Below are 21,998 nucleotides of genomic sequence, written 5' to 3' on the forward strand. Positions count from 1 at the left end.
GAAGCCATGAACGTGATGCAGCCCATCGACCGCATCCGCGGCGGCGTGCACGAAAACGAACGGCACGAGTCCGGCCACAAGCATGTGTCGGGAACGGCCGAATACATCGACGACATCCCGGAACCCCAGGGCACGTTGCATGGCTATCTCGGCCTGTCGCAGCGCGCGCATGCCGATATCCTGTCGATCGACTTTGAAGCCGTGAAGAGCAGCGAAGGCGTGATCGGCGTGCTGACGGCGGCCGATATTCCCGGCGAGAACGACATCAGCCCGGCGCACAAGCATGACGAGCCGATCTTCGTCACCGACAAGGTCGAGTTCCACGGCCAGCCGATCTTCGCCGTCGTCGCCACCTCGCGCGAGGCGGCGCGGCGCGCGGCCGCCAAGGTCAAGATCGAGTATCGCGACCTGCCGCATGTGACGGACGTGCTCGAAGCAGCGGCGGCGAACTATCCGCTGGTCATCGATCCCCTGAAGCTCGAGCGCGGCGACATCGACGCCGGCTTCGCCAAGGCGAAGAACATCCTCGAAGGCGAGATGCGCATCGGCGGCCAGGACCACTTCTATCTGGAAGGCCAGATCTCGTTCGCCATCCCTGGCGAAGACGATGAAGTGCTCGTCTATTCCTCGACCCAGCATCCGGCAGAAACGCAACACATGGTCGCGACCGTGCTCGGCGTGCCGTCGAACGCGGTCACCGTCAACGTGCGCCGCATGGGCGGCGGTTTCGGCGGTAAGGAAACCCAGGCGAACATCTTCGCGGCCGTGGCTGCGGTCGCCGCCAAGAAATATCGCTGCCCGGTCAAGGTCCGACCCGACCGCGACGACGACATGAGCGCAACCGGCAAGCGCCACGACTTCCACGTCGACTACAAGCTCGGCTTCGACGACGACGGCCGCATCGAGGCGGTGGATGCCGTCTTCTCGGCGCGCTGCGGTTATTCGGCCGATCTCTCGGGCCCCGTCACCGACCGCGCGCTCTTCCACGCCGACAACTGCTATTTCTATCCGAACGTGCGGCTGCGCTCGCGCCCGCTGAAGACCAATACGGTCTCCAACACCGCGTTTCGTGGCTTCGGCGGACCGCAAGGCATGGTCGGCGGCGAACGCATGATCGAGGAGATCGCCTATGCGGTCGGCAAGGATCCGCTCGAAATCCGCAAGCTGAACTTCTACGGCGGCGAAGGGCGGAACCTCACGCCCTACCACCAGACCGTGGAAGACAATATCATCGGCCGGATCATCGAGGAGCTGGAAGCCTCGGCCGATTATGCCAGGCGCCGCGAGGCGGTGATCGCGTTCAACCGCGAGAACCACGTGGTCAAGCGCGGCATCGCGCTGACGCCGGTGAAGTTCGGCATCTCCTTCACCAAGACCGAGTACAACCAGGCGGGCGCGCTCGTGCACGTCTATACGGATGGCTCGATCCACCTGAATCACGGCGGCACCGAGATGGGGCAGGGGCTCTATACCAAGGTCGCCCAGGTGGTTGCCGACGAGTTCCAGGTGAACCTCGACCGCATCAAGGTGACGGCGACGACGACCGGCAAGGTGCCGAACACCTCGGCGACGGCCGCGTCGTCGGGTTCGGACCTCAACGGCATGGCCGCGGCCAACGCCGCCCAGCAGATCAAGGCGCGGCTCGTCAAGTTCGCCGCCGAGCGCTGGAACGTTGCCGAAGCTGATGTCGCCTTCGAGCCGAACACGGTGCGGGTCGGCGCGGAACGCCTCGGCTTCAACGAGTTCATCAAGATCGCCTATGGCGCCCGCATCCAGCTTTCGGCGGCCGGTTTCTACAAGACGCCGAAGATCCACTGGAACCGCGCCGAAGGCCGGGGCCGGCCGTTCTTCTACTACGCCTATGGCGCCTCGTGCTCCGAGGTCAGCGTCGATACACTGACCGGCGAATACCAGGTGGACCGCACCGATATCCTGCACGATGTCGGCCGGTCGCTGAACCCGGCGCTCGACCTCGGTCAGGTGGAAGGCGCCTTCGTCCAGGGCATGGGCTGGCTGACGACGGAGGAGCTCTGGTGGGATGCCAAGGGTCGTCTGCGCACGCATGCGCCGTCGACCTACAAGATCCCGCTTGCATCGGATCGCCCGCGCGTCTTCAACACACGGCTTGCCGAGTGGTCGGTCAACCGCGAGGAAACGATCCGCCGCTCGAAGGCTGTAGGCGAACCGCCGTTTATGCTCGGCATCTCGGTTCTCGAGGCCTTGTCGATGGCGGCCGCCAGCGTTGCAGAGTATCGTATAGCACCGCGCCTTGATGCGCCGGCGACGCCCGAGCGCGTGCTGATGGCGATCGAGCGGCTCAGGGCAGCCGCACGGCAGAAAGGGTAACAGGGGCTGATTGTCATGGTGGCGAGCCGCGAGGATATCAGGGACTTTCTCCGACGCGAGCCGAATTGCGTGCTCGTGGAGGTGACGGGGGCTGCCGGCTCGACACCACGCGACACCGATGCCTGGATGCTTGTCGCCGCCGAAAGCCTGTTCGGCACGATCGGTGGCGGTCAGCTCGAATACATGGCGATCGATCACGGCCGGCGGGCGCTGAAGCGTGGCGACGCGCCGGAGGCCATGACCATCCCGCTCGGTCCGGAGATCGGCCAGTGTTGCGGCGGGCGCGTGGCGCTCGCCTTCACACGCCTCGATCAGGAGAAAGCCGCCATGCTGATTGAACGCAGCGACCTGGAAATCGCCAGCCGGCCGCATGTCTATGTCTTCGGCGCCGGCCATGTCGGCGATGCGCTGGCGCTGGCGCTCTCCCTGGTGCCGGTGCGCACCGTGCTCGTCGATACCCGCGAGAACGAGCTTTCCGCCGTTGCTGACATTCCCGGCATCGAAACCTGCCTGACGGCGATGCCCGAGGCCGTCGTGCGCGACGCGCCCCCCGGCAGCGCCTTCGTCATCCTGACGCACGACCACGCGCTCGACTTCCTGATTGCGGCGGAAGCGCTTCGTCGCGACGATGCATCCTATGTCGGCATGATCGGCTCGAAGACGAAACGCGGCACATTCAAGAACTGGCTGTCGCGCGAGATCGGCCGGCCGGACCTCTTCGACCGCCTCATCTGCCCGATCGGCGGCACGACGGTGAAGGACAAGCGGCCGGCGGTGATCGCAGCCCTTGCCGCCGCCGAAGTCATGGCGGCGGCTCTTAGTTTTCGCCAGCCTGTGCAAGCGGACATCTCGCGTCGGCCGGCTGCCGCCAAGCTTGCTCGTTAGCAATTCGGCCCGTCAGCGTAGCGCCGTTTCGCCCCGGTGTGCACCGTTGAGGTGGAGCGCAAATCCGTTGATGCGCGGGTCGCCGACCTCCGGTCGGAGTTCAAGGGTCGGGATCGCATAGTCCCCGCCGTTCTGCCGGCGATAGGGAATGGGCGCAGTCGTCGCGAGCGTGTGCATTCTTTCTTTCAGTCGTTCCGACGTGGCTTGAAAACCAGCGTCGTCAAGGCTGTCGACGCGGTAGGCGACGAAGGGTGGAAGCACGTCGTAACCGGGATAGAAGAGGATCCCGTGATTGATCGGGAAGAGCAGGTCGTCGATCGGTCCGTTGACGCCCCGCGGCGAATAGTGCTCTTCCCAGCCACCCGTCGTCACGACAAGCATGGCGCGTTTGCCGGCCAGCGTTCCCTCGCCGAAGCGCCTGCCCCAATATTTGTCGCTGTGCTCGCCGACGCCATAGGCAAAGCCGTAGGCATAGACACGATCGACCCAGCCTTTCAGGATCGCCGGCATCGAATACCACCACAGCGGAAACTGCAGGATCAGGGCATCGGCCCAAAGCAGTTTTTCCTGCTCGGCCCTGACGTCAACGGTCAGCGTATCGGTGGCGAAGGCCTCCTTCGAGGCGCGGCTCGGCTTGAAGCGGGTATCCGGAGCAAGGGCGGGAAAGTCGGCCCGGTCGATCTCGGACTTCCACCCCTCGGCATAGAGGTCGGTGACGCGGACCTCATGGCCTTCGGCCTCAAGCGCCTTGACGGCGATATCGCGCAGCGCGCCGTTGAGTGAACGCGGTTCGGGGTGGGCATAAACAAGCAGAACTTTCATGGTCAGTATTCCCTGGTGTCATCAACCGAGACTCTAGGTAGACCGCCGCCTTTCCATGCGGTAGATGTTCGTAATGCATAGGTTTCTGCCAAAAAATGGATAAATCGGATGTCACGCTGGAACGCATGCGCACCTTCGTGCGTGTCGCCGAGCGCGGCAGCCTTTCGGCCGTAGCGCGCGAGCTCGGCATCGGCCAGTCGACGGTGACGCGGCATCTGCGGGAACTCGAGGAAGCCGTCGGCGTGCCGTTACTCAGCCGCACCACGCGCCGCGTCACGATGACCGACGAAGGCGCCCGTTACTATGCAGACAGTGTCCAGATCCTGCGCCTGGTCGAGCAGGCGGGCGACGAAGCGCGCGGCGCCCGCGGCGCGGCTTCAGGTACCATTCGCGTATCCTGCACCTCCGCATTCGGGGTGCTGCACGTCAGCCGGCTGATCTTTGCCTTCCAGGACGAACACCCCGACATTGGTGTTGATCTGAGCCTGACCGATGAGCGTGTCGATCTGGTGCGGGAAGGAATAGACATCGCGCTGCGTCTCGGTCCACTCACCGACAGTTCGATGAAGCTGCGATCACTCGGGCAAAGCCGGCGGCTGCTTGTGGCAGCTCCCGACTACCTTTCCGCACGGGGATTTCCCCGCTCCCCAGGCGAGCTGTCGGCGTATGAGGGGATCCGCATGTCGAACGTTGCCGGCAGCGACAGCCTTGTCTTCGAAGGGGCGGATGGGCAGCATCTGTCGGTGCCCTTCGGTGGACGCCTTCGCGTCGATCACGGCCTTGCCGCGCGCGAGGCTCTCGTTGCCGGCAGGGGCATCGCGCCTGCCCATCGATGGCTCGTCGACGATCTGATCGAGGCCGGCCGCCTGGTGCCGCTGCTTGAGGCGTTTTCGCTGCCTTCGGTCCCGCTCAACCTGTTGATCGTGCCGGAGCGCGCCGGCATTGCCCGCGTTCGTCTGCTCGTCGATTTCCTGGTTGGTGCGGTCGGCAGCCTTCCGGGGATCGACAGGTCGAGAGGTTAGCGGCCTCACCTTCGCGTCACTCCGACCGTGTGAGCCATACTCCAAATGGATCGGATGCATGGCTTGAGCCATAGCACAAATGTGTCGCTTACCGGTTGCTTCAGGATCTGCTTATTATCAGTGGTGTCTAAAATAAGGTTGGCGCTGAGGTCGGCCTTTAAGGAGGTAGCGCGTCCAGGATTTTCTTTGGTGCATTTAAGAAAGATCGCGTTTTGCGCAATTGCACGGAGACGGGGACGCATCAGATCGGGAGGCAATTATGAAGAAATTGACACGTACGTTGCTCTTGTCCACGGCATTCGCGGTGCTGACGCACTATAGCGCGCCGATGATGATCGGCATTGCTCACGCCGATGGGGGGACCACCACTGGTGAAGGTGGTACCAGCGGTGATGGCGGGACTGGCGGCGACGGCGGGACCGGTGGCGAAGGCGGGACTGGTGGCGACGGCGGCGATGGCGGCGATGGCGGCGGTGACGGCGGCGGCGACGGCGGTGACGGCGGCGGCGATGGCGGCGGCGAAGGTGGTGGTGACGGCGGCGGCGATGGCGGCGGCGAAGGTGGTGGCGACGGCGGTGGTGACGGGGGCGGCGACGGCGGTGGTGACGGCGGCGGCGACGGCGGTGGCAAGACCAAGCACGCCAACAACGGCTTTGGCAATGGCGGCGGCGACGGCGTTCCCGGCAAGTCGAAGCACAGCGACACAAATCGCTGATATCTGAATCTTGCGGAGGGCGCGTTCGCTTCGGCGGCGCGCCTTCTTCCTAATGGATAAGCGCGCCGATGGGGCAGCAACCGGAACCGCAGCGGTCCAGCGCAATTCGATCAGGCCAGCATGCCGTTGATCAGCCGCTGACAGCGCTCGGCCATGTAGTCGATCATCAGCCGCACTTTCGGGTCCTGGAACCGCTTGTGCGGATAGATCGCCGCGAGCTGCACGCTGAGCGGCGGCGTGTCGGCAAGGATCGGCACCAGCGCGCCGGAATTGATGTGCGCCTTCACCTCGAACAATGGCTTGTTGATGATGCCGCGGCCGTCGAGTGCCCATTGCGTCAGCACGTCGCCATCGTCGGAATCATAGGGGCCGGTGACTTCGAGCTTGCGCACGCCCTCCATGGTCTGGAGCGTCCAGAAATATTCCTTCGAACCGGGGTACCTGAGCAGCAGACAGTCATGCTTGTCGGCGATCAGTGCGTCGGGGGTCTGGGGTATGCCGCGCTTTTCGAAATAGGCCGGCGCGCCGCAGACAACCCGCTCGCAATTCATGATGCCGCGCATGCGCAGGTTCGAATCTTCGAGGATGCCGAGCTTGAAGGCGACGTCGACGCCTTCCGAGAGAATATCGACATTGTGGTCCGACAGGCGAAGCCGCACTTCGATGTCGGGATACTTGTCATGAAACTCGGGAATGCCGGACGCGATCAATCGGCGACCTATCCCTAGGGGAGCGGTAATCTTGAGCGCACCCTTCGGATTGCGCGAGAGATCGGCAATCGCGTTTTCCGCTTCGTTGACCGCCTCGAGGATCTTTACGGCACCGTCGTAAAAGACGCGGCCGTGCTCCGTCGGGGTCAGCTTGCGCGTCGTCCGATTGAACAGGCGAACGCCCATGTGGCGTTCCAACTCCTTGATTCTATTGCTTGCAACTGCTGGCGTCACCCGCTGGTCGCGACCGGCAGCCGACAGGGTTCCAAGCTCTACGACGCGTACGAAGACGCGCACATTGTCCAGATAAGACATGCCTTCGTCCCACTCCTCCGGCTTCTTACTAGCCCATCCATTCCGTCGCTATTTTATAGATTTTTTTGAAAGTGTTGGTGAAGCAGCGACGTTCCCGCGACCTCCAGCAATGACACATAATGGTCCGAGGAGAAATGGGAGAATTTCATGTACGACTATGCCATCGCCTGGGATTGGCTGACCTTTGCCGTGAGATGGCTGCACGTCATCACCGCCATTGCATGGATCGGTTCGTCCTTTTACTTCGTCGCCCTCGACCTCGGTCTGAAGAAACATCCCCATCTGCCGGTCGGCGCCTATGGCGAAGAATGGCAGGTGCACGGCGGTGGCTTCTACCACATCCAGAAGTACCTGGTTGCGCCGGCCAACATGCCCGAGCACCTGGTCTGGTTCAAATGGGAGTCCTACGTCACCTGGCTGTCCGGCTTTGGCATGCTCTGCCTCGTCTACTACGCAGGTGCCGACCTCTACCTGATCGACCCGAACGTGCTCGACGTTTCCAAGCCGGTGGCGATCGCCATCTCGCTCGGCTCGATCGCCTTCGGCTGGCTCGCATATGACACGATCTGCAAGTCGCCCTTCGGCCGCGACAACACCCGCCTGATGGTGCTGCTCTACTTCATCCTCGTCGGCATGGCCTGGGGCTATACGCAGCTCTTCACCGGCCGCGCAGCCTTCCTGCATCTCGGCGCGTTTACCGCAACGATCATGTCGGCCAACGTGTTCTTCATCATCATTCCGAACCAGAAGGTGGTCGTCGGCGACCTGATCGCCGGCCGCACGCCGGACGCCAAGTACGGCGTGATCGCCAAGCAGCGCTCGACCCACAACAACTACCTGACGCTGCCGGTTCTGTTCCTGATGCTGTCGAACCACTACCCGCTGGCCTTCGGTACTCAGTACAACTGGATCATCGCCTCGCTGGTCTTCCTGATGGGCGTCACCATCCGCCACTATTTCAACACCCGTCACGCGAACAAGGGCAACCCGACCTGGACCTGGCTCGTCACAGCGCTGCTCTTCGTTGCGATCATGTGGCTGTCGACCGTGCCGAAGGTGCTTGCCGGCGGCGGCGAGGAGAAGATCTCCGCCGCGCAGCAGCCCTTCGTGACCGCAGAAGCCTTTCCGAAGGTCCGCGATACGGTGCTCGGCCGCTGTTCCATGTGCCATGCCAAGGAGCCGGGCTGGGAAGGCATCGTCGTGCCGCCGAAGGGCGTGACGCTCGAAACCGACACCGAGATCGCCAACCACGCGCGTGAAATCTACCTGCAGGCCGGCCGCACGCATGCGATGCCGCCCGCCAACGTCACCGGCGTTTCGGACGAGGAGCGGCAATTGCTCGTCGCCTGGTACGAATCCGTCGTCAATGGAGGAAAGACCCAATGACCGATCTGCTGATCCGTGGCCGCGTGCTCACCTTCGTCGAGGAACCGAAGGGCATCGACGACACGGCCTCCTATCGCTACTTCGAGGACGGGGCCGTGCTGGTGCGGGGCGGCAAGGTCGCCGACATCGGCGAGCATTCAGAGGTCGCGCAGCGCGCCGGTGCGGGCGTCAAGGTGGCCGACCATCGCCCCCACCTGGTGTTGCCCGGACTGATCGACACGCACCTGCATTTCCCGCAGACGCAGGCGATCGCCTCCTACGGCGCGCAGCTTCTCGAATGGCTGAACACCTACATCTTCGTCGAGGAGCAGAAGTTCCGGAAGCCGGAGCATGCCGATTACATCGCCGGCCGCTTCCTGGATGAACTGCTGGCAAACGGCACGACGACGGCCGCCGCCTACTGTTCGGTGCACCCGGAAAGTGTCGATGCCTATTTCGGGGCGGCTGAAGCGCGCGGCATGCTGATGATCGGCGGCAAGGTGATGATGGACCGCAACGCACCGGACGCGCTACGCGACACGGCGCAGCAGGGCTATGACGAGACCAAGGCGCTGATATCAAAGTGGCACGGCCGTGGCCGCGCGCACTATGCCATCAGCCCGCGTTTTGCCATCACCTCGACGCCCGAGCAGATGGAGGCGAGCCGTACGCTCGTCGCCGAACATCCGGAGTGCTACGTCCAGACGCATCTCTCGGAAAACAAGGATGAGATCGCCTTTGCGACCTCGCTCTATCCGGAAGCGAAGGACTACACCGACATCTATGCGCGCTACGATCTGCTGACGCGCAAGACCCTGCTCGGCCACTGCATTTATCTCAGCGATCGCGAGATTTCGGTGCTCGCCGAAACCGGTTCCGTCGGCAATTTCTGCCCGACCTCGAATCTGTTCCTGGGCTCGGGTCTCTTCGACCGCGATCGTTTCGACAAGCTCGGCGCCCGCTGGTCGGTCGCGACCGATGTCGGCGCCGGTACCAGCTTCTCGATGCTGGAAACGATGGACGAGGCCTACAAGGTGCTGCACCTGCAGGGCCAGCGGCTGACGCCGTTCAACTCCTTCTACCACATGACGCTCGGCAATGCCCGCGCGCTCGATCTCGACGACCGTATCGGCTCGCTGCATGTCGGCGCCGATGCCGATATCGTCGTGCTCGACAGCCGTGCCAAGCCGTCGATGGACTTGCGCATGCGGGTCGCGGGGTCGCTCGCCGAGGAGCTCTTCATCCTGCAGGCGATGGGCGACGACCGCTGCGTGGCCGAGACCTATGTTGCCGGCAAGCCGATGAAGCGCGCCGCGAACAGCGCGAAGGATGCAGCCGCCTCGGCGGTAAAGAGCCTCGAAACGGCCTAAGGCGCGTGCGCCCTGTGGCGCCTCGCCAGGATTACTCACCAGAACGCCGCGTGTTCGGATCGGACGCGCGGCGTTTCCTGTTGATCGGTTACAGCTCTTCCGGCCGTTTGCCGCCCATCGCCCTGGTCAGCGCATCGGCGCGTTCGCGCACGATGGGGCCGAGGGTCGAAAGCTTCTCGTCGCTGACACGCACCGATGGGCCGGAGATCGAGATGCCGGCGATCGTTTCGCCATATTCGTTGAAGATTGGCGCCGCGACACAGCGCATGCCGAGCGTGTGCTCCTCGTCGTCGACCGACCAGCCGCGGTGGCGGATCTCCTGGATGTCCTTCAACAGTGCCGGCAGCGTGTCACGGGTCTTGTCGGTGAAGTGCACGAGCTCGCGGCCGCCGAGAAGCTGGGCGATCTCCTTGTCGGACCAGGTCGAAAGGATCGCCTTGCCGATGCCGGAGGCATGAACCGGACCGCGGCGGCCCGGACGGAAGAAGGCGCGCATCGGCGCGTGGCTTTCGACCTGCGAGATGAAGACGACATCGCCGCCTTCCTCGATGCCGATATTCGCCGTCTCGCCGCTTTCCTCCATCAGTCCTTTTAGAAACGGCCGGCTGATCGTTCCGAGCTTGCGGAAGCGCAGATAGGCGTTGCCGATCTCGAACGCCTTCAAACCGACTGTCCAGGCGCCGGTGTCCGGGTCGTTCATCACCATGCCGTGGCCGGAAAGCGTCGTCAGCAGGCGGTGAACCGTGGACGGTGCCATGCCGGTCTCGTCGGCCAGCTGGGTCAAGGTCGAGCCGTCGCCCTCAGCCACGACCGTCAGCAGGGCAAGGCTGCGGTCCAGCACCTGGACGGATGAAGGGGCGGCATTCTCGCCCGCCTTGCGCCCGCGTTTTCCCCTGCCGTTGCCGTCCATCGAAGCCTCTCTGCAAATCACATCTCTGCCCATCATCCTCTATCAGGCCGTGAACCGATTTTCTCCGAATTGTTGAAAATCTTTATTTCCACATGATGGAAATGAATTCCATTTGTATGTTGCGTATCGCGAATTATGGATTATGTTTTCAGGAAATAGGAGGAGTTCCCATGGCAAAGATGCGTGCCGTTGACGCGGCTGTTTACGTTCTGGAGAAGGAAGGCATCGATTGCGCCTTCGGCGTACCGGGTGCCGCCATCAATCCGTTCTACTCGGCGCTGAAGGCGCGCGGCTCGGTTCGCCATATCCTGGCGCGCCACGTCGAAGGCGCCTCCCACATGGCCGAAGGCTATACCCGCGCCAAGCACGGCAATATCGGCGTCTGCATCGGCACGTCGGGCCCGGCCGGCACCGACATGATCACCGGCCTCTATTCGGCCTCGGCGGACTCGATCCCGATCCTGTGCATCACCGGCCAGGCACCGCGTGCCCGTCTCGACAAGGAAGACTTCCAGGCGGTCGATATCGCCAAGATCGCTGCACCGGTCACCAAGTGGGCGGTCACGGTTATGGAGCCGGCACTGGTTCCCTTCGTCTTCCAGAAGGCGTTCCACATCATGCGCTCCGGCCGTCCCGGCCCGGTGCTGATCGACCTGCCGGTCGACGTTCAGCTCGCCGAGATCGAGTTCGATCCGGACACCTACCAGCCGCTGGAAGCCTACAAGCCTAAGGCAACGCGCGCCCAGGCCGAAAAGGCGATCGCGATGCTCAACGAAGCTGAGCGTCCGCTGATCGTCGCCGGCGGCGGCATCATCAACGCTGACGCGTCCGATCTTCTGACCGAGTTTGCCGAAATCACCGGCATCCCGGTCATCCCGACGCTGATGGGCTGGGGCACGATCCCGGACGACCATCCGCTGATGGCCGGCATGTGCGGCCTGCAGACCTCGCATCGCTACGGCAATGCCAACATGCTCGCCTCCGACTTCGTTCTCGGCGTCGGCAACCGCTGGGCCAACCGCCACACCGGCAACGTTCCGACCTACACCGAAGGCCGCAAGTTCGTTCACGTCGACATCGAGCCGACCCAGATCGGCCGCGTCTTCGCGCCTGATTTCGGTATCGTCTCGGATGCTGGCGCTGCGCTGAAGCTGTTCCTTGACGTTGCGACCGAGTGGAAGACGGCCGGCAAGCTGCGTGACTGGTCCGCCTGGGCGGAAGAGTGCCGCGAGCGCAAGCGCACCATGCTGCGCAAGACCCACTTCGACCAGACGCCGCTGAAGCCCCAGCGCGTCTATGAAGAGATGAACAAGGCGTTTGGCCGCGACACCTGCTACGTCTCGACCATCGGTCTCAGCCAGATCGCCGGCGCCCAGTTCCTGCACGTCTACAAGCCGCGCAACTGGATCAACTGCGGCCAGGCCGGCCCGCTCGGCTGGACGTTGCCTGCCGCTCTCGGGGTTCGCGCCGCCGACCCGGACCGGACGATCGTTGCGCTCTCGGGCGACTACGACTTCCAGTTCCTGATCGAGGAACTGGCGGTCGGCGCCCAGCACAAGCTGCCCTACCTGCATGTGGTCGTGAACAATTCCTATCTCGGCCTCATCCGCCAGGCACAACGCGGCCTCAACATGGACTTCGAAGTCAGCCTCGCCTTCGACAACATCAATGCGTCGGGCGATGCGGAGAAGGGCTACGGCGTCGACCACGTCGCGGTTGCCGAAGGTCTCGGCTGCAAGGCGATCCGGGTGCGCAGCCCGAACGAGTTCCAGGAAGCCTTCGACCGGGCGCGCGCGCTGATGGACGAACACCAGGTTCCCGTCGTCATCGAGTTCATCCTCGAGCGCGTCACCAACATCTCTATGGGCGCCGACATCAATGCGGTCGTCGAGTTCGAGGAGCTGGCGTTGCGCGGCGAAGACGTACCGACCGCGATCACGGCCCTGCTCGACTAAGGCCCGAATGACTGAGGAGGTGCGGGTGGCTGGCCGCCCGCATCCCGCTCCAAGGAACAAAAGGAGGAAACATCGCATGGCGAAGTTCGCTGCGAACCTGACAATGCTGTTCAACGAGGTGCCGTTCCTCGACCGTTTCGCCCTTGCTGCCAAGGCCGGCTTCGAAGGCGTGGAATATCTGTTTCCCTACGAATTCGAGAAGGTGAGCCTGCGCGCCGAGCTTCAGCGCCACGGTCTGACCCAGGTTCTGCACAACCTGCCGGCCGGCAATTGGGCGAGCGGCGAGCGCGGCATCGCCATCCTGCCGGACCGGGTCGACGAGTTCCGCAAAGGAGTTGCGAGCGCGATTGACTATGCGACGGCGCTCGATTGCAAGCAGGTCAACTGCCTGGTCGGCATTGCGCCGATCGGCGTCTCCGAGGGCGTCCTTCGCAGCACGCTGGTCGCCAACCTCAAGCTTGCGGCGAGCGAACTCGGCAAGCAGGGCATTCGCCTGCTGATCGAGCCGATCAACGACTTCGATATCCCGGGCTTCTACCTCAACACGGTGGAACAGGCCGCCTCGATCATCGAAGAGGTCGGCAGCGACAACCTGTTCATCCAGTACGACCTCTATCACCAGCAGCGCACGCAGGGCGAGTTGATCGGCACCTACAAGCGTTTTGCCGATCGCATCGTTCACGTCCAGCTTGCCGATAATCCCGGCCGTAACGAGCCGGGCACCGGCGAGATCAACTATCCCTTCGTCTTCGACGCACTGGAAGCGGCCGGCTACGACGGCTGGATCGGTTGCGAATACAAGCCGCGCACCACGACGGCCGACGGCCTTGGCTGGCTCGGCGCCGAGCGCCAGCGCACCCAATCCGCAGACATCATCAAGATCAGGAGCTAAGCACCATGGCAACAATCGGTTTCATTGGACTGGGTATCATGGGCACGCCGATGGCGCGCCACCTGCAGGATGCCGGCCACACCATCGTCACCTCGAAATTCGCGATCCCGCCGAGGCAGGAACTGCTCGACAACGGTCTCAAGTTCGTCGAGACGCCGAAGGCGCTCGCCGAAAGCGTCGACACCATTATCCTGATGCTGCCGGATACGCCTGAGGTCAAGGACGTTCTCTTCGGCGAAAACGGCGTCGCCTACGGCCTTTCCAAGGGCAAGCTCGTCATCGACATGAGCTCGATCTCGCCGATCGAGACGAAGGAATTCGCCAAGAAGGTGCGCGAAACCGGCGCCGAATACATCGACGCCCCGGTTTCGGGCGGCGAAGTCGGCGCCAAGAACGCCTCGCTGTCGATCATGGCCGGCGGTGCCCAGGAGAGTTTCGACCGCGCCCTGCCGCTCCTCAAGCTGATGGGCAAGAACATCACGCTCGTCGGTGATTGCGGTGACGGCCAGGTTACCAAGGTCGCCAACCAGATCATCGTCGCGCTGACGATCGAGGCGGTTTCGGAAGCGCTCGTCTTCGCGTCGAAGGCCGGTGCAGATCCGGCGCGCGTCCGCGAAGCGCTGATGGGCGGCTTTGCCTCCTCGCGCATTCTCGAAGTTCACGGCGAGCGCATGATCAAGCGCACCTTCGATCCGGGCTTCCGTATCTCGCTGCACCAGAAGGACCTGAACCTGGCGCTCCAGGGCGCGAAGTCGCTCGGCATCTCGCTGCCGAACACGGCGGCAACGCAGGAACTCTTCAACAACTGCGCGGCCAACGGCGACAGCGGCCTCGACCACTCCGGCCTTGTTAGGGCGCTCGAGCGCATGGCGAACCACCAGGTCGCCTGACTTCAGGCTCAATGCACATGACCCGTCCGACGTCCCATTGTGTCGGGCCGGTCATGTGTCCGGGCGGCGGTTGGAGGAACCGCCGCCCGAGACTTTCATGCAGTTTCAGCGGCCTTCTTGCGTTGGAATGACATATAAGGATGCAGCATCGCGAAGCGACATCCTCCAGGGGGAGATCAATGCCAGCCATCACCGATCCACGCCGTTTCCTCGAAACGCTTTTCGCCTCCGCAGTCGCAGCGGCTGATCCGGAGAAAGTGATTGCCGCCAATCTGCCGGAGCGGCCGAAGGGGCGCACGGTGGTCGTCGGCGCGGGCAAGGGAGCTGCGCAAATGGCGGCGGCCTTCGAGCGCCATTGGGACGGTCCGCTCTCGGGCGCGGTCGTCACCCGCTACGGCTACGCTGCCCCGTGTGAAAAGATCGAGGTGCTCGAAGCGTCGCACCCGCTCCCCGATGAAAACGGCATGCTGGCCTCCAAGCGGTTGCTTGCGGAAGTCAGCGGACTGACGGAAGACGATCTCGTTGTCGCGCTCGTCTGCGGTGGCGGGTCGGCGCTGCTGCCTTCGCCGCCACCTGGCCTGACGCTGGAAGACGAGATTGCCGTCAACCGGGCGCTCTTGGCCTCCGGCGCACCCATCAGCGCCATGAACGCTGTGCGCAAGCACGTCTCGATGATCAAGGGCGGTCGCCTTGCCGCGGCCGCCTATCCGGCCAAGGTCGTCTCGCTGATCGTTTCCGATATTCCGGGCGACGATCCGGCGCTGGTCGCCTCCGGGCCGACACTGGCGGACGCCAGCACGCGCGAGGATGCGCTGACGCTGATCGAGCGCTACAGTCTGGACCTGCCGGCCAAGGTTATGGCGTGGGTCAACAGCCCAGATAGCGCTGCGCCATCTCCTGATGATCCGCGTTTTGCCCGTAACGAAGTCCGGCTGATCGCTTCCGCATCCGTCTCGCTCGAGGCCGCGGCTGCAGAGGCGCGTGCCGCCGGCATCGACGCGATCATTCTTTCCGATGCGATCGAAGGCGAAGCACGCGACGTTGGCGGTGTGCATGCGGCGATCGCGCGGGAAGTGGCCGGCCGCGGTCGGCCGTTCACCAAACCGGTCGTCGTTCTCTCCGGCGGCGAGACGACCGTCACCATCCGCGGCAAGGGCAAGGGCGGTCGCAACAGCGAATTCCTGCTGGCGCTGGCGCTCGGCATCGACGGGGCCAAGGGCGTCTCGGCGCTCGCCGCAGACACCGACGGCATCGACGGCTCCGAGGACAATGCCGGCGCTTTTGCCGACGGCACCACCATCGCCCGGCTTGTGTCGCAACGGCTGGATGCCGCAGCATTCCTACAGAAGAACGATAGTTGGTCGGCGTTCGACGCGCTCGGTGATCTCTTCAAGCCCGGCCCGACGGGCACCAACGTCAATGACTTCCGCGCCATCCTGGTGCAGTGATATCCGCGCGGCGGGTGCGTAGTCTGCCTGTCGTCGCTATCCACTTCACGCGAAATGGCAACTCACCGAGCCGTAGGCGCCAAAATCGGCGACGATCGTGTCGCCGCTCTCGGCTTCGAGTGTGCGGACGAACGAACCCGAAAGGACGATCTGGCCGGGCTCGATCGCGTCGCCGCATTGCGCCAGCCGATTGGCAAGCCAGGCGATGCCGCGGGCCGGATGGTTGAGAACGCCGGCCGCAAGCCCCGTCTCCTCGATCACCGCGTTGCGTGACACGATCGCTCCCATCCAGCGCATGTCGACCGTATCGGGGCGCACGGCCCGGCCGCCGAGGATGAGGCCGCCATTGGCGGCATTGTCGGCGATGGCATCGACGATCGTGCGCGCCTTCTTGGTTTTCGGATCCGTCCTGAGAATGCGGGTGTCGAGGATTTCGAGCGCCGGCATCACATAGTCAGTGGCGTTCAGCACCTGCACGATGTTGACGCGCGGGCCCTTGAGTCCGGTCTTCATGATGAAGGCGATTTCCGCCTCGACCCGTGGCTGGATGAAGCGATCGGCGGGAATGCTCGCGCCGTCATCGAACAGCATGTTGTCGAAGAGCACGCCGGAATCGGGCGTACCGATCCCCAGCGCCTGTTGCATGGCATTGGAGGTGAGTCCGATCTTCCAGCCGATGATGCGGTGGCCGTCGTCGCGCTTGCGCCGGACCCAGGCGGCCTGGATCGCATAGGCGTCGTCCACAGTCATGTCCGGATGTCTGAGCGACAAGAGCCCGATCTGCTTTCGATCATGTTCGGCCTGGTGCAGGTTCTCGGCGGCCTTGGCGATCTCGGTTGCATTCAGCATGGTGCCCCCCGACTTCAGCGTTAGCAGGATACACCAAGGTCGCGACCGGCGCGCGCGCCGTCTTTGGGCGATCAGAGGGGCTGGCTCGCGAGCATGAGGCCGAGGCCGATGAGGATCGAGCCGCAGGCGCGGGGCACAAGGTTGCCCGCAGCGCCAGCCAGCCGCCCGAGCGTGAGCGAGGCGAGGAAGACGGCCGCGACATCGGCCACCGACAAGGCAAGGTTCACGAACAGGCCGAATATCAGGAACTGCAGCGATATCGGCATCGATGCCGCCGGATCGACGAACTGTGGCAGGAAGGTCACGAAGAACAGGGCGGTCTTCGGGTTGAGGATCTCGACCACGATGCTGTCGCGCAGCACGCCGGGCTTGACGGCTTCCGAGTGGGCGGCATGTTTGCCGACACCGAGCAGCATGGTCGCGCCGAGCCAGACCAGATAGACGGCGCCGGCAACCTTGATCGCCGTATAGAGAAGCGGTGCATGGTGAAGCAGGGCGGCGAGCCCCAGGGTGGCGGCGGCAATGTGGACATAACAGCCGATATGGATGCCGAGTGCCGCCAGCAGGCCGGCCCTGCGACCATACGCCAATGTCTGGGCGGTCATGTAGAGAATGGCAGGCCCCGGCATGAAGGCGAAGATCGCCGTTGCCAGTGCGAACGAAATCCAATGCTCCAGCGAAGGCATGGGGGCTCCTCCCGAAATAGCCGGCACGCCCGGAGGCCGACGTCGAAACGTCAAACCATGCCGTCCGTGGCGCGATGCAGCGGGAGAACTACGCTTGGTTGCATCCGGTTGATATACGGCAGGTGCCGTATTTCGTCATTGTCGCAGGATCGCCTGTCTTGCCGTGGTTAAGCGACGGTGACTTTCGGGAAGCCTGACGAGGGAAGGCGACGTCAGCCGATGGGCAAGCCGATGCGCAGCGCATAGGCCGCGATCTCCGCCGTATTGTGCAGGCTGAGCTTGCGCATCAGGTTCTCGCGATGCTTGCGGGCCGTCAGCGGACTGATGCCGAGGCGGTCGGCGGTTTCGCGCGCCGTCAGCCCTTGGGCGGCGAGAGAGAGGATCTGCATCTCGCGGCGGGTCAGAGGAATGGGAGAGAGGGCCGCGCCGGTCAGCGGCGGCGGCTCGTGGCTGCGTGGATCGTCGATGGCGAAACGAACCGACTGGCTGAGGTAGATTTCGTTTCTGAGCATGGCATCGAGCGCGGCGTTCAGTTCGGCCGGGTCGCCGGTCTTCGTCAGGTAGCCGCTGGCCCCGGCGGCGATCACGGCGCGCACGGTGCGCGGCTCGATGTTTGCGGTCAGCACCAGGATCTTCATGCGCGGCGCGACCGTCCTGAGTTCGCTGATGAACTGTACGCCCGCAACGCCCGGCATGCCGAGGTCGAGGATCACCAGATCAGGACTGCTGGCGCGAACGATGGTCGTGAGCGTCTCGCCGTCGGCCGCTTCCGCAACCACCGATACGTGGTCCATGGTGGAGAGCAGCAGCTTCAGGCCCTCGCGAACGATGGCGTGATCGTCTGCCACCACGATCGTCAGCAGTTTGCGCATGTAAGCAATCCTTCATCGAATTCGGCAATTCTCCGCGGACATGGCGTTGCATCGAGAGAGGAGCGGCAATGGAGACTCGCGAACACCTACAACCTCTCCTGATAGGCTTATTATTTCGTCAATCCTACGCAGTGCTTTTTGCCAATTTCGCAATTCCACTGCCGGTTGCCTATGTCCTGCGCGACCTCGTGTCCTGGGACCTGCTGCTGTCCTGGGGCGCGGCGCTCTATCTGCTGACGTTTGCCCGCATCCTCCTCGACTGGCGATATCGGCGGCAAGCGGACGAAAGCCGGACGAGGGACTGGAGGCGATGGGCCCGGCGCTTTACGCTGCTTTCGTGGGTGTCGAGCGCCCTTTGGGGCGCGCTTGGCTGGCTTGCCTTCCTTCCGGACGAACCGCAGACGCTGGCCTTCGTCTGCATCGTGATTACCGGCATTGCCAGTGGTGCAGTGCCGTCGCTGTCGGCCTTTCCGCTCGCCTATGCCGGCTCGCTGGTCGCGATCCTGCTGCCATTCGCAATCCGCTGCTTCCTCGGGGAGGGGCCGATCTATGACACCTACCTGATCTTCACCATCTGTCTCTTCGGCGTCGACCTCTACTACAGCCGCGTCACTCACGGGACGCTCGCCGAAACCGTGCGGCTCCGTTTCGAGAATCTGTCGCTGATCACCAGCCTGCAGGAAGAGCGTGACAAGGCGCAAAGTGCGGATCGCTCCAAGTCGCGGTTCCTGGCCGCTGCGAGCCACGACCTGCGCCAGCCGATCCATGCGCTCAGCCTGTTCGTTTCGACGCTTGGCGCCCTTGGCCGCAATGGCGACGTTCCGGCGAAGAACGCCCGCGATCTCGCCGACCGCGCGCGCTCGGTGATCGCGAGCCTCGGCAGTCTGCTCGACGCGCTGCTCGACATTTCCAAGCTCGATGCCGGAGTGGTCACCGTGGCGCGCGAGCCGGTGTCCCTGCGGCGGCTATTTTCCGATCTCAAGGCGGAGTTCTCCGGCATCGCCAGGAACCAGGATCTCGACTGGCGCGTGGTGGCAACGGACGCATGGGTCGATACCGACCCGATGATGCTGAAGCGTGTCCTCGACAATCTGCTTTCCAACGCCTTCCGCTACACGCGGACCGGTCGGGTGCTGATTGGTTGCCGACGTCGCGGTGCTGCGGTCGAAGTACAGGTCTGGGATACCGGCGTCGGCATTCCAGTGTCCGAGCAAGGGGCGATCTTCGAGGAGTTCGTCCAACTGCAAAATCCGGCGCGCGACCGGGCACAGGGGCTGGGCCTCGGCCTTGCCATCGTCGAACGCACCGCCGCTCTGCTCGGGCACCCGGTCAAGGTGGTTTCGACGGAGGGGCGTGGCTCGATGTTTTCCATCACTCTGCCCCTAGCGGTACCGCTCTCACCGGCACCGGCCGGACGCGCCCATCCCGCCGCCGCCAGCCAGCAAGGAGGCATCGTCGTCATCGACGACGAGCGCGACGCGCTGGATGCCACGGCGCTGTTGCTCCGCACCCTCGGCTACGCGGTCTATGCCGGGCGCTCTGCGGCAGCGGCCCGAGACCAACATGCAAGGGCGGCGCGCCGGGAGGCGGCACCGATCGATCTTGTCATCACCGACTACCGCCTGGAAGGCGGCAAGACCGGGATCGATGCGATCCGGGAGATCACGAGCTATCTCGGGCGGGACGTGCCGGCGCTGATCCTTTCCGGCGATACCTCGCCGGCGCGGCTCAGGGAAGTGACCGCAAGCGGCTACCGTCTTCTGCACAAGCCGCTCGATGCCGTGCGTCTGGAGGAAGAGATCGAAGCGGTGCTCGCCGAGACGTCTCAGGAAGCCGCGCGTGAGACGACCAGCACGGCTATTCGATGAAGACGCGCACGCTGGCGGCGCGGCCGACGGAATCTATCACCGTCAGCGTCGAATAGCCGGCGCCATCCGGTTGCCACTGCGTTACCCGCCGACGGGTGAGTTCTGGCAGCGGCTTGCCGTTGGCCAGCCACCGGAACGGCGCCCGGCCGCCCTGGAGCTTGAGCGTCAGCGGCGAGAGCGCCTGGTGATCCGCCCCGAGTTCGACGCGCGCGCCTTCGGGCGGGAAGACGATCTGCGGCGCTGGCTCGCGCGCCGAAGCATTGACGAGGCCGTTCGCCGTCAGCGAGAACCGGCGCTGGCTGATCGGCAGTTCGGCTTGAGAAATGCGGACCGCGCCGGCCGGGGCATCTGGCAGCGGCGTGATGCCGAATCCGGACTTGGCGAAGCCTTCAAAGAGAATGGGGGCAGCGCTGCCATAGCCGGTGAGGCCCGGGACAGCACCGTTGTCAGGGCGCCCGACCCAGACGCCGAGCACATGGCGTCCGTCATAGCCGACCGACCAGGCATCGCGGTAGCCGTAGCTGGTGCCGGTCTTGTAGGCGATGCCGCGCTGGCGGCTGCCGGCTGGCGGCAGCACGCCCGAGAGCGCGTCGGAGACCTGCCAGACGGCGACGGGCGAAAGTACCGGCTCCGCTTCAATCAGGCCAGCCTTGCCATCGACCCCGTCGCCGAGCCGGAGAGGGAAGCCGCGATTGGCAAGCGCCGCATAGAGTTGGACGAGATCGCGCAGCGAAAGCCCGACGCCGCCGAGACCGATCGCTAGTCCCGGTGCCTCGCCGGCAGGAAGCGCCGGCTTCACCTCGCCGCGGCGAAAGCGCATCATCAGTTCGGCCGGGCCGACCGCGTCGAGAAGGCGGATCGCCGGTACGTTCAAGGACAGTTGCAGCGCTTCGCGCACGCTGACATCGCCCTGGTAGCTCATGTCGAAATTGCGCGGACGATAGCCGAAGAAGTCCGCCGGCCGGTCCTCGATGATCGTTTCCTGGCTGACGAGCCCTTCCTCGAAGGCAAGGCCGTAGATGAAGGGTTTGAGGGTGGACCCCGGCGAGCGCGTGATCCGGGTCATGTCGATCCAGCCGGAGCGGCTCGCATCGAAATAGTCGGCCGATCCGACCGAAGCCACGATCTCGCCGGTCTTCGCGTCGGCCATGACCATGGCGACCGAAACCTTCGGTCCGAGCTTCGCGGCGCCATCCCTTGCAACGGCCTCGAGGTTGCTCTGAACCGCAAGGCGCAAGGTCGTCTGGTGCCGAACGGCCTTCGGGTCCTTGCGCAAGGCGCGCTCGGCAAGATGCGCGGCATAGGCGGGAAGCTGCAGCCGGCGCGACGGGACGGAGGTGGCGATCGCGCGCTCGGCTTCACCGTCGCCAATCACGTCAGCAACGGCGAGACGCGCCAACACCCGCTCGCGGGCGGCGACGGCGGCGGCATGGTTGCGGTCGGGGCGGCGCTTTTCCGGCAATTGCGGCAGCGCGACGAGCAGTGCCGCTTCGCCCGCCGTCAGCCGTTTCGGCTCCTTGCCGAGCCAGGAGAGGCTTGCCGCGCGCACGCCCTCGATATTGCCGCCATAGGGCGCGTGGGTCAGGTAGAGGTTGAGGATCTGCTCCTTCGTCAGCCGCCTTTCGATCTGGATGGCGCGGGCGATCTGCAGGAGCTTCGCCGTGATGGAGCGCTGCTGTCGCGGCTCGATCAGGCGGGCGACCTGCATGGAAAGCGTCGAGGCGCCCGAGACGATCCGGCCGTTGCTGACGAACTGCAAAGCGGCGCGACCGAGCGCCAGCAGGTCGACGCCCGAATGCTCCTCAAAGCGCTGGTCCTCATAGGCGATCAGCATCTTCAGGAACTGCGGATCGACATCGTCGACCGTCGTCTTCAGCCGCCAGAAACCGTCGGGCGTCGCAAAGGCGCGCAGCAACTGTCCGTTGGCATCGTCCACCTCGCGCGAGACGATGTCCGCCTGCGCAAGCGGCGGCGGAAAGGCCTCATCGGCCTTCTCGATCGCAAAGCCCGTCAGCCCCGTCAGAAGCAAGCAGACGGGCAAGGCGATCAGCAGTTTGCGCCGAATCGACATGATCTTG

18 protein-coding genes are annotated in these 21,998 nt (G+C 64.2%); 11 read left to right on the forward strand and 7 right to left on the reverse strand.

The genetic code is table 11. From position 1 onward, the window contains the following. Positions 1-6: 6 nt before the first annotated feature. Both xdhB and xdhC read left to right on the forward strand, forming a co-directional pair. Complete coding sequence (gene xdhB / locus C1A35_RS15535) at positions 7-2,346, forward strand: xanthine dehydrogenase molybdopterin binding subunit (RefSeq protein ID WP_104665193.1); 2,340 nt, start codon at positions 7-9, stop codon at positions 2,344-2,346. Positions 2,347-2,364: 18 nt separating this feature from the next. Beyond that, positions 2,365-3,231, forward strand: coding sequence for a xanthine dehydrogenase accessory protein XdhC (gene xdhC / locus C1A35_RS15540; RefSeq protein WP_104665371.1), 867 nt, complete (start codon positions 2,365-2,367; stop codon positions 3,229-3,231). Between the two features lie 12 nt (positions 3,232-3,243). Here xdhC and C1A35_RS15545 read toward each other — a convergent pair whose 3' ends face one another. Next, positions 3,244-4,053: an NAD(P)H-dependent oxidoreductase gene (locus C1A35_RS15545; RefSeq protein WP_104665194.1), complete on the reverse strand. Its 810-nt coding sequence runs from the start codon at positions 4,051-4,053 to the stop codon at positions 3,244-3,246. A gap of 95 nt (positions 4,054-4,148) precedes the next feature. On the opposite strand from C1A35_RS15545, the gene C1A35_RS15550 reads away from it, so the two are divergent. Both C1A35_RS15550 and C1A35_RS36390 read left to right on the forward strand, forming a co-directional pair. Continuing rightward, entirely contained in the window at positions 4,149-5,075 is a 927-nt protein-coding gene (locus C1A35_RS15550) for a LysR family transcriptional regulator (RefSeq protein WP_104665195.1), read from the forward strand. Between the two features lie 259 nt (positions 5,076-5,334). Beyond that, positions 5,335-5,790: a hypothetical protein gene (locus tag C1A35_RS36390; protein WP_199772946.1), complete on the forward strand. Its 456-nt coding sequence runs from the start codon at positions 5,335-5,337 to the stop codon at positions 5,788-5,790. Positions 5,791-5,900: 110 nt separating this feature from the next. Here the strand turns inward: C1A35_RS36390 and C1A35_RS15560 are convergent, their stop codons facing one another. Continuing rightward, entirely contained in the window at positions 5,901-6,815 is a 915-nt protein-coding gene (locus tag C1A35_RS15560) for a LysR family transcriptional regulator (RefSeq protein ID WP_104665196.1), read from the reverse strand. Positions 6,816-6,962: 147 nt separating this feature from the next. Between C1A35_RS15560 and C1A35_RS15565 the strand changes: the two genes are divergently transcribed. Then, positions 6,963-8,201 carry a urate hydroxylase PuuD gene (locus tag C1A35_RS15565; protein WP_104665197.1) on the forward strand — a complete coding sequence of 413 codons (1,239 nt, stop codon included), beginning with the start codon at positions 6,963-6,965 and terminating at the stop codon, positions 8,199-8,201. After that, a complete protein-coding gene (guaD, locus tag C1A35_RS15570; RefSeq protein WP_104665198.1) occupies positions 8,198-9,550 on the forward strand; it encodes a guanine deaminase in 1,353 nt (450 codons plus the stop codon). Before C1A35_RS15565 ends, guaD begins: the two co-directional genes overlap by 4 nt. Before the next feature lie 88 nt (positions 9,551-9,638). Here the strand turns inward: guaD and C1A35_RS15575 are convergent, their stop codons facing one another. Continuing rightward, positions 9,639-10,460, reverse strand: a complete 822-nt coding sequence (locus C1A35_RS15575) for an IclR family transcriptional regulator (RefSeq protein WP_104665199.1) — start codon at positions 10,458-10,460, stop codon at positions 9,639-9,641. A gap of 170 nt (positions 10,461-10,630) precedes the next feature. Here C1A35_RS15575 and gcl point away from each other — a divergent pair, with 170 nt between their 5' ends. From gcl to C1A35_RS15595, 4 genes are all read left to right on the forward strand, one after another. After that, positions 10,631-12,415: a glyoxylate carboligase gene (gene gcl, locus C1A35_RS15580; RefSeq protein ID WP_043613573.1), complete on the forward strand. Its 1,785-nt coding sequence runs from the start codon at positions 10,631-10,633 to the stop codon at positions 12,413-12,415. A gap of 76 nt (positions 12,416-12,491) precedes the next feature. Beyond that, positions 12,492-13,307, forward strand: coding sequence for a hydroxypyruvate isomerase (hyi, locus tag C1A35_RS15585; protein WP_104665200.1), 816 nt, complete (start codon positions 12,492-12,494; stop codon positions 13,305-13,307). Between the two features lie 5 nt (positions 13,308-13,312). Beyond that, positions 13,313-14,197, forward strand: a complete 885-nt coding sequence (locus C1A35_RS15590) for a 2-hydroxy-3-oxopropionate reductase (protein ID WP_104665201.1) — start codon at positions 13,313-13,315, stop codon at positions 14,195-14,197. A gap of 179 nt (positions 14,198-14,376) precedes the next feature. Beyond that, entirely contained in the window at positions 14,377-15,645 is a 1,269-nt protein-coding gene (locus tag C1A35_RS15595; protein WP_104665202.1) for a glycerate kinase type-2 family protein, read from the forward strand. A 45-nt stretch (positions 15,646-15,690) separates the two neighbouring features. On the opposite strand, the gene hpaH is transcribed toward C1A35_RS15595, so the two are convergent. From hpaH to C1A35_RS15610, 3 genes are all read right to left on the reverse strand, one after another. Then, positions 15,691-16,494, reverse strand: a complete 804-nt coding sequence (gene hpaH, locus C1A35_RS15600) for a 2-oxo-hept-4-ene-1,7-dioate hydratase (protein ID WP_104665203.1) — start codon at positions 16,492-16,494, stop codon at positions 15,691-15,693. A gap of 71 nt (positions 16,495-16,565) precedes the next feature. Next, on the reverse strand, positions 16,566-17,180 hold the full coding sequence (locus tag C1A35_RS15605) for a LysE family translocator (protein ID WP_104665204.1): 615 nt from the start codon (positions 17,178-17,180) through the stop codon (positions 16,566-16,568). Positions 17,181-17,392: 212 nt separating this feature from the next. Continuing rightward, positions 17,393-18,052 (reverse strand): response regulator, encoded by a 660-nt coding sequence (locus C1A35_RS15610; RefSeq protein ID WP_104665205.1) that lies wholly within the window; start codon positions 18,050-18,052, stop codon positions 17,393-17,395. 131 nt (positions 18,053-18,183) lie between these two features. Between C1A35_RS15610 and C1A35_RS15615 the strand changes: the two genes are divergently transcribed. Further along, on the forward strand, positions 18,184-19,920 hold the full coding sequence (locus C1A35_RS15615; protein ID WP_234822877.1) for a hybrid sensor histidine kinase/response regulator: 1,737 nt from the start codon (positions 18,184-18,186) through the stop codon (positions 19,918-19,920). Here C1A35_RS15615 and pbpC read toward each other — a convergent pair. Next, positions 19,910-21,991, reverse strand: a complete 2,082-nt coding sequence (gene pbpC, locus C1A35_RS15620; protein WP_104665207.1) for a penicillin-binding protein 1C — start codon at positions 21,989-21,991, stop codon at positions 19,910-19,912. The two genes, C1A35_RS15615 and pbpC, sit on opposite strands and share 11 nt — an antisense overlap. Positions 21,992-21,998: the final 7 nt, after the last annotated feature.

This window comes from Ensifer adhaerens (genome assembly GCF_002940685.1).
Classification (GTDB): Bacteria; Pseudomonadota; Alphaproteobacteria; order Rhizobiales; family Rhizobiaceae; genus Ensifer; species Ensifer adhaerens_E.

Bases quoted from the DNA above. Each gene is read 5' to 3' on its own strand.
- xdhB (WP_104665193.1), top strand. From the start codon at position 7: ATGAACGTGATGCAGCCCATCGACCGCATCCGCGGCGGCGTGCACGAA.
- C1A35_RS15545 (WP_104665194.1), bottom strand. From the start codon at position 4,053: ATGAAAGTTCTGCTTGTTTATGCCCACCCCGAACCGCGTTCACTCAAC.
- C1A35_RS15550 (WP_104665195.1), top strand. From the start codon at position 4,149: ATGGATAAATCGGATGTCACGCTGGAACGCATGCGCACCTTCGTGCGT.
- C1A35_RS36390 (WP_199772946.1), top strand. From the start codon at position 5,335: ATGAAGAAATTGACACGTACGTTGCTCTTGTCCACGGCATTCGCGGTG.
- C1A35_RS15560 (WP_104665196.1), bottom strand. From the start codon at position 6,815: ATGTCTTATCTGGACAATGTGCGCGTCTTCGTACGCGTCGTAGAGCTT.
- C1A35_RS15565 (WP_104665197.1), top strand. From the start codon at position 6,963: ATGTACGACTATGCCATCGCCTGGGATTGGCTGACCTTTGCCGTGAGA.
- guaD (WP_104665198.1), top strand. From the start codon at position 8,198: ATGACCGATCTGCTGATCCGTGGCCGCGTGCTCACCTTCGTCGAGGAA.
- C1A35_RS15575 (WP_104665199.1), bottom strand. From the start codon at position 10,460: ATGGACGGCAACGGCAGGGGAAAACGCGGGCGCAAGGCGGGCGAGAAT.
- gcl (WP_043613573.1), top strand. From the start codon at position 10,631: ATGGCAAAGATGCGTGCCGTTGACGCGGCTGTTTACGTTCTGGAGAAG.
- hyi (WP_104665200.1), top strand. From the start codon at position 12,492: ATGGCGAAGTTCGCTGCGAACCTGACAATGCTGTTCAACGAGGTGCCG.
- C1A35_RS15590 (WP_104665201.1), top strand. From the start codon at position 13,313: ATGGCAACAATCGGTTTCATTGGACTGGGTATCATGGGCACGCCGATG.
- C1A35_RS15595 (WP_104665202.1), top strand. From the start codon at position 14,377: ATGCCAGCCATCACCGATCCACGCCGTTTCCTCGAAACGCTTTTCGCC.
- hpaH (WP_104665203.1), bottom strand. From the start codon at position 16,494: ATGCTGAATGCAACCGAGATCGCCAAGGCCGCCGAGAACCTGCACCAG.
- C1A35_RS15605 (WP_104665204.1), bottom strand. From the start codon at position 17,180: ATGCCTTCGCTGGAGCATTGGATTTCGTTCGCACTGGCAACGGCGATC.
- C1A35_RS15610 (WP_104665205.1), bottom strand. From the start codon at position 18,052: ATGCGCAAACTGCTGACGATCGTGGTGGCAGACGATCACGCCATCGTT.
- pbpC (WP_104665207.1), bottom strand. From the start codon at position 21,991: ATGTCGATTCGGCGCAAACTGCTGATCGCCTTGCCCGTCTGCTTGCTT.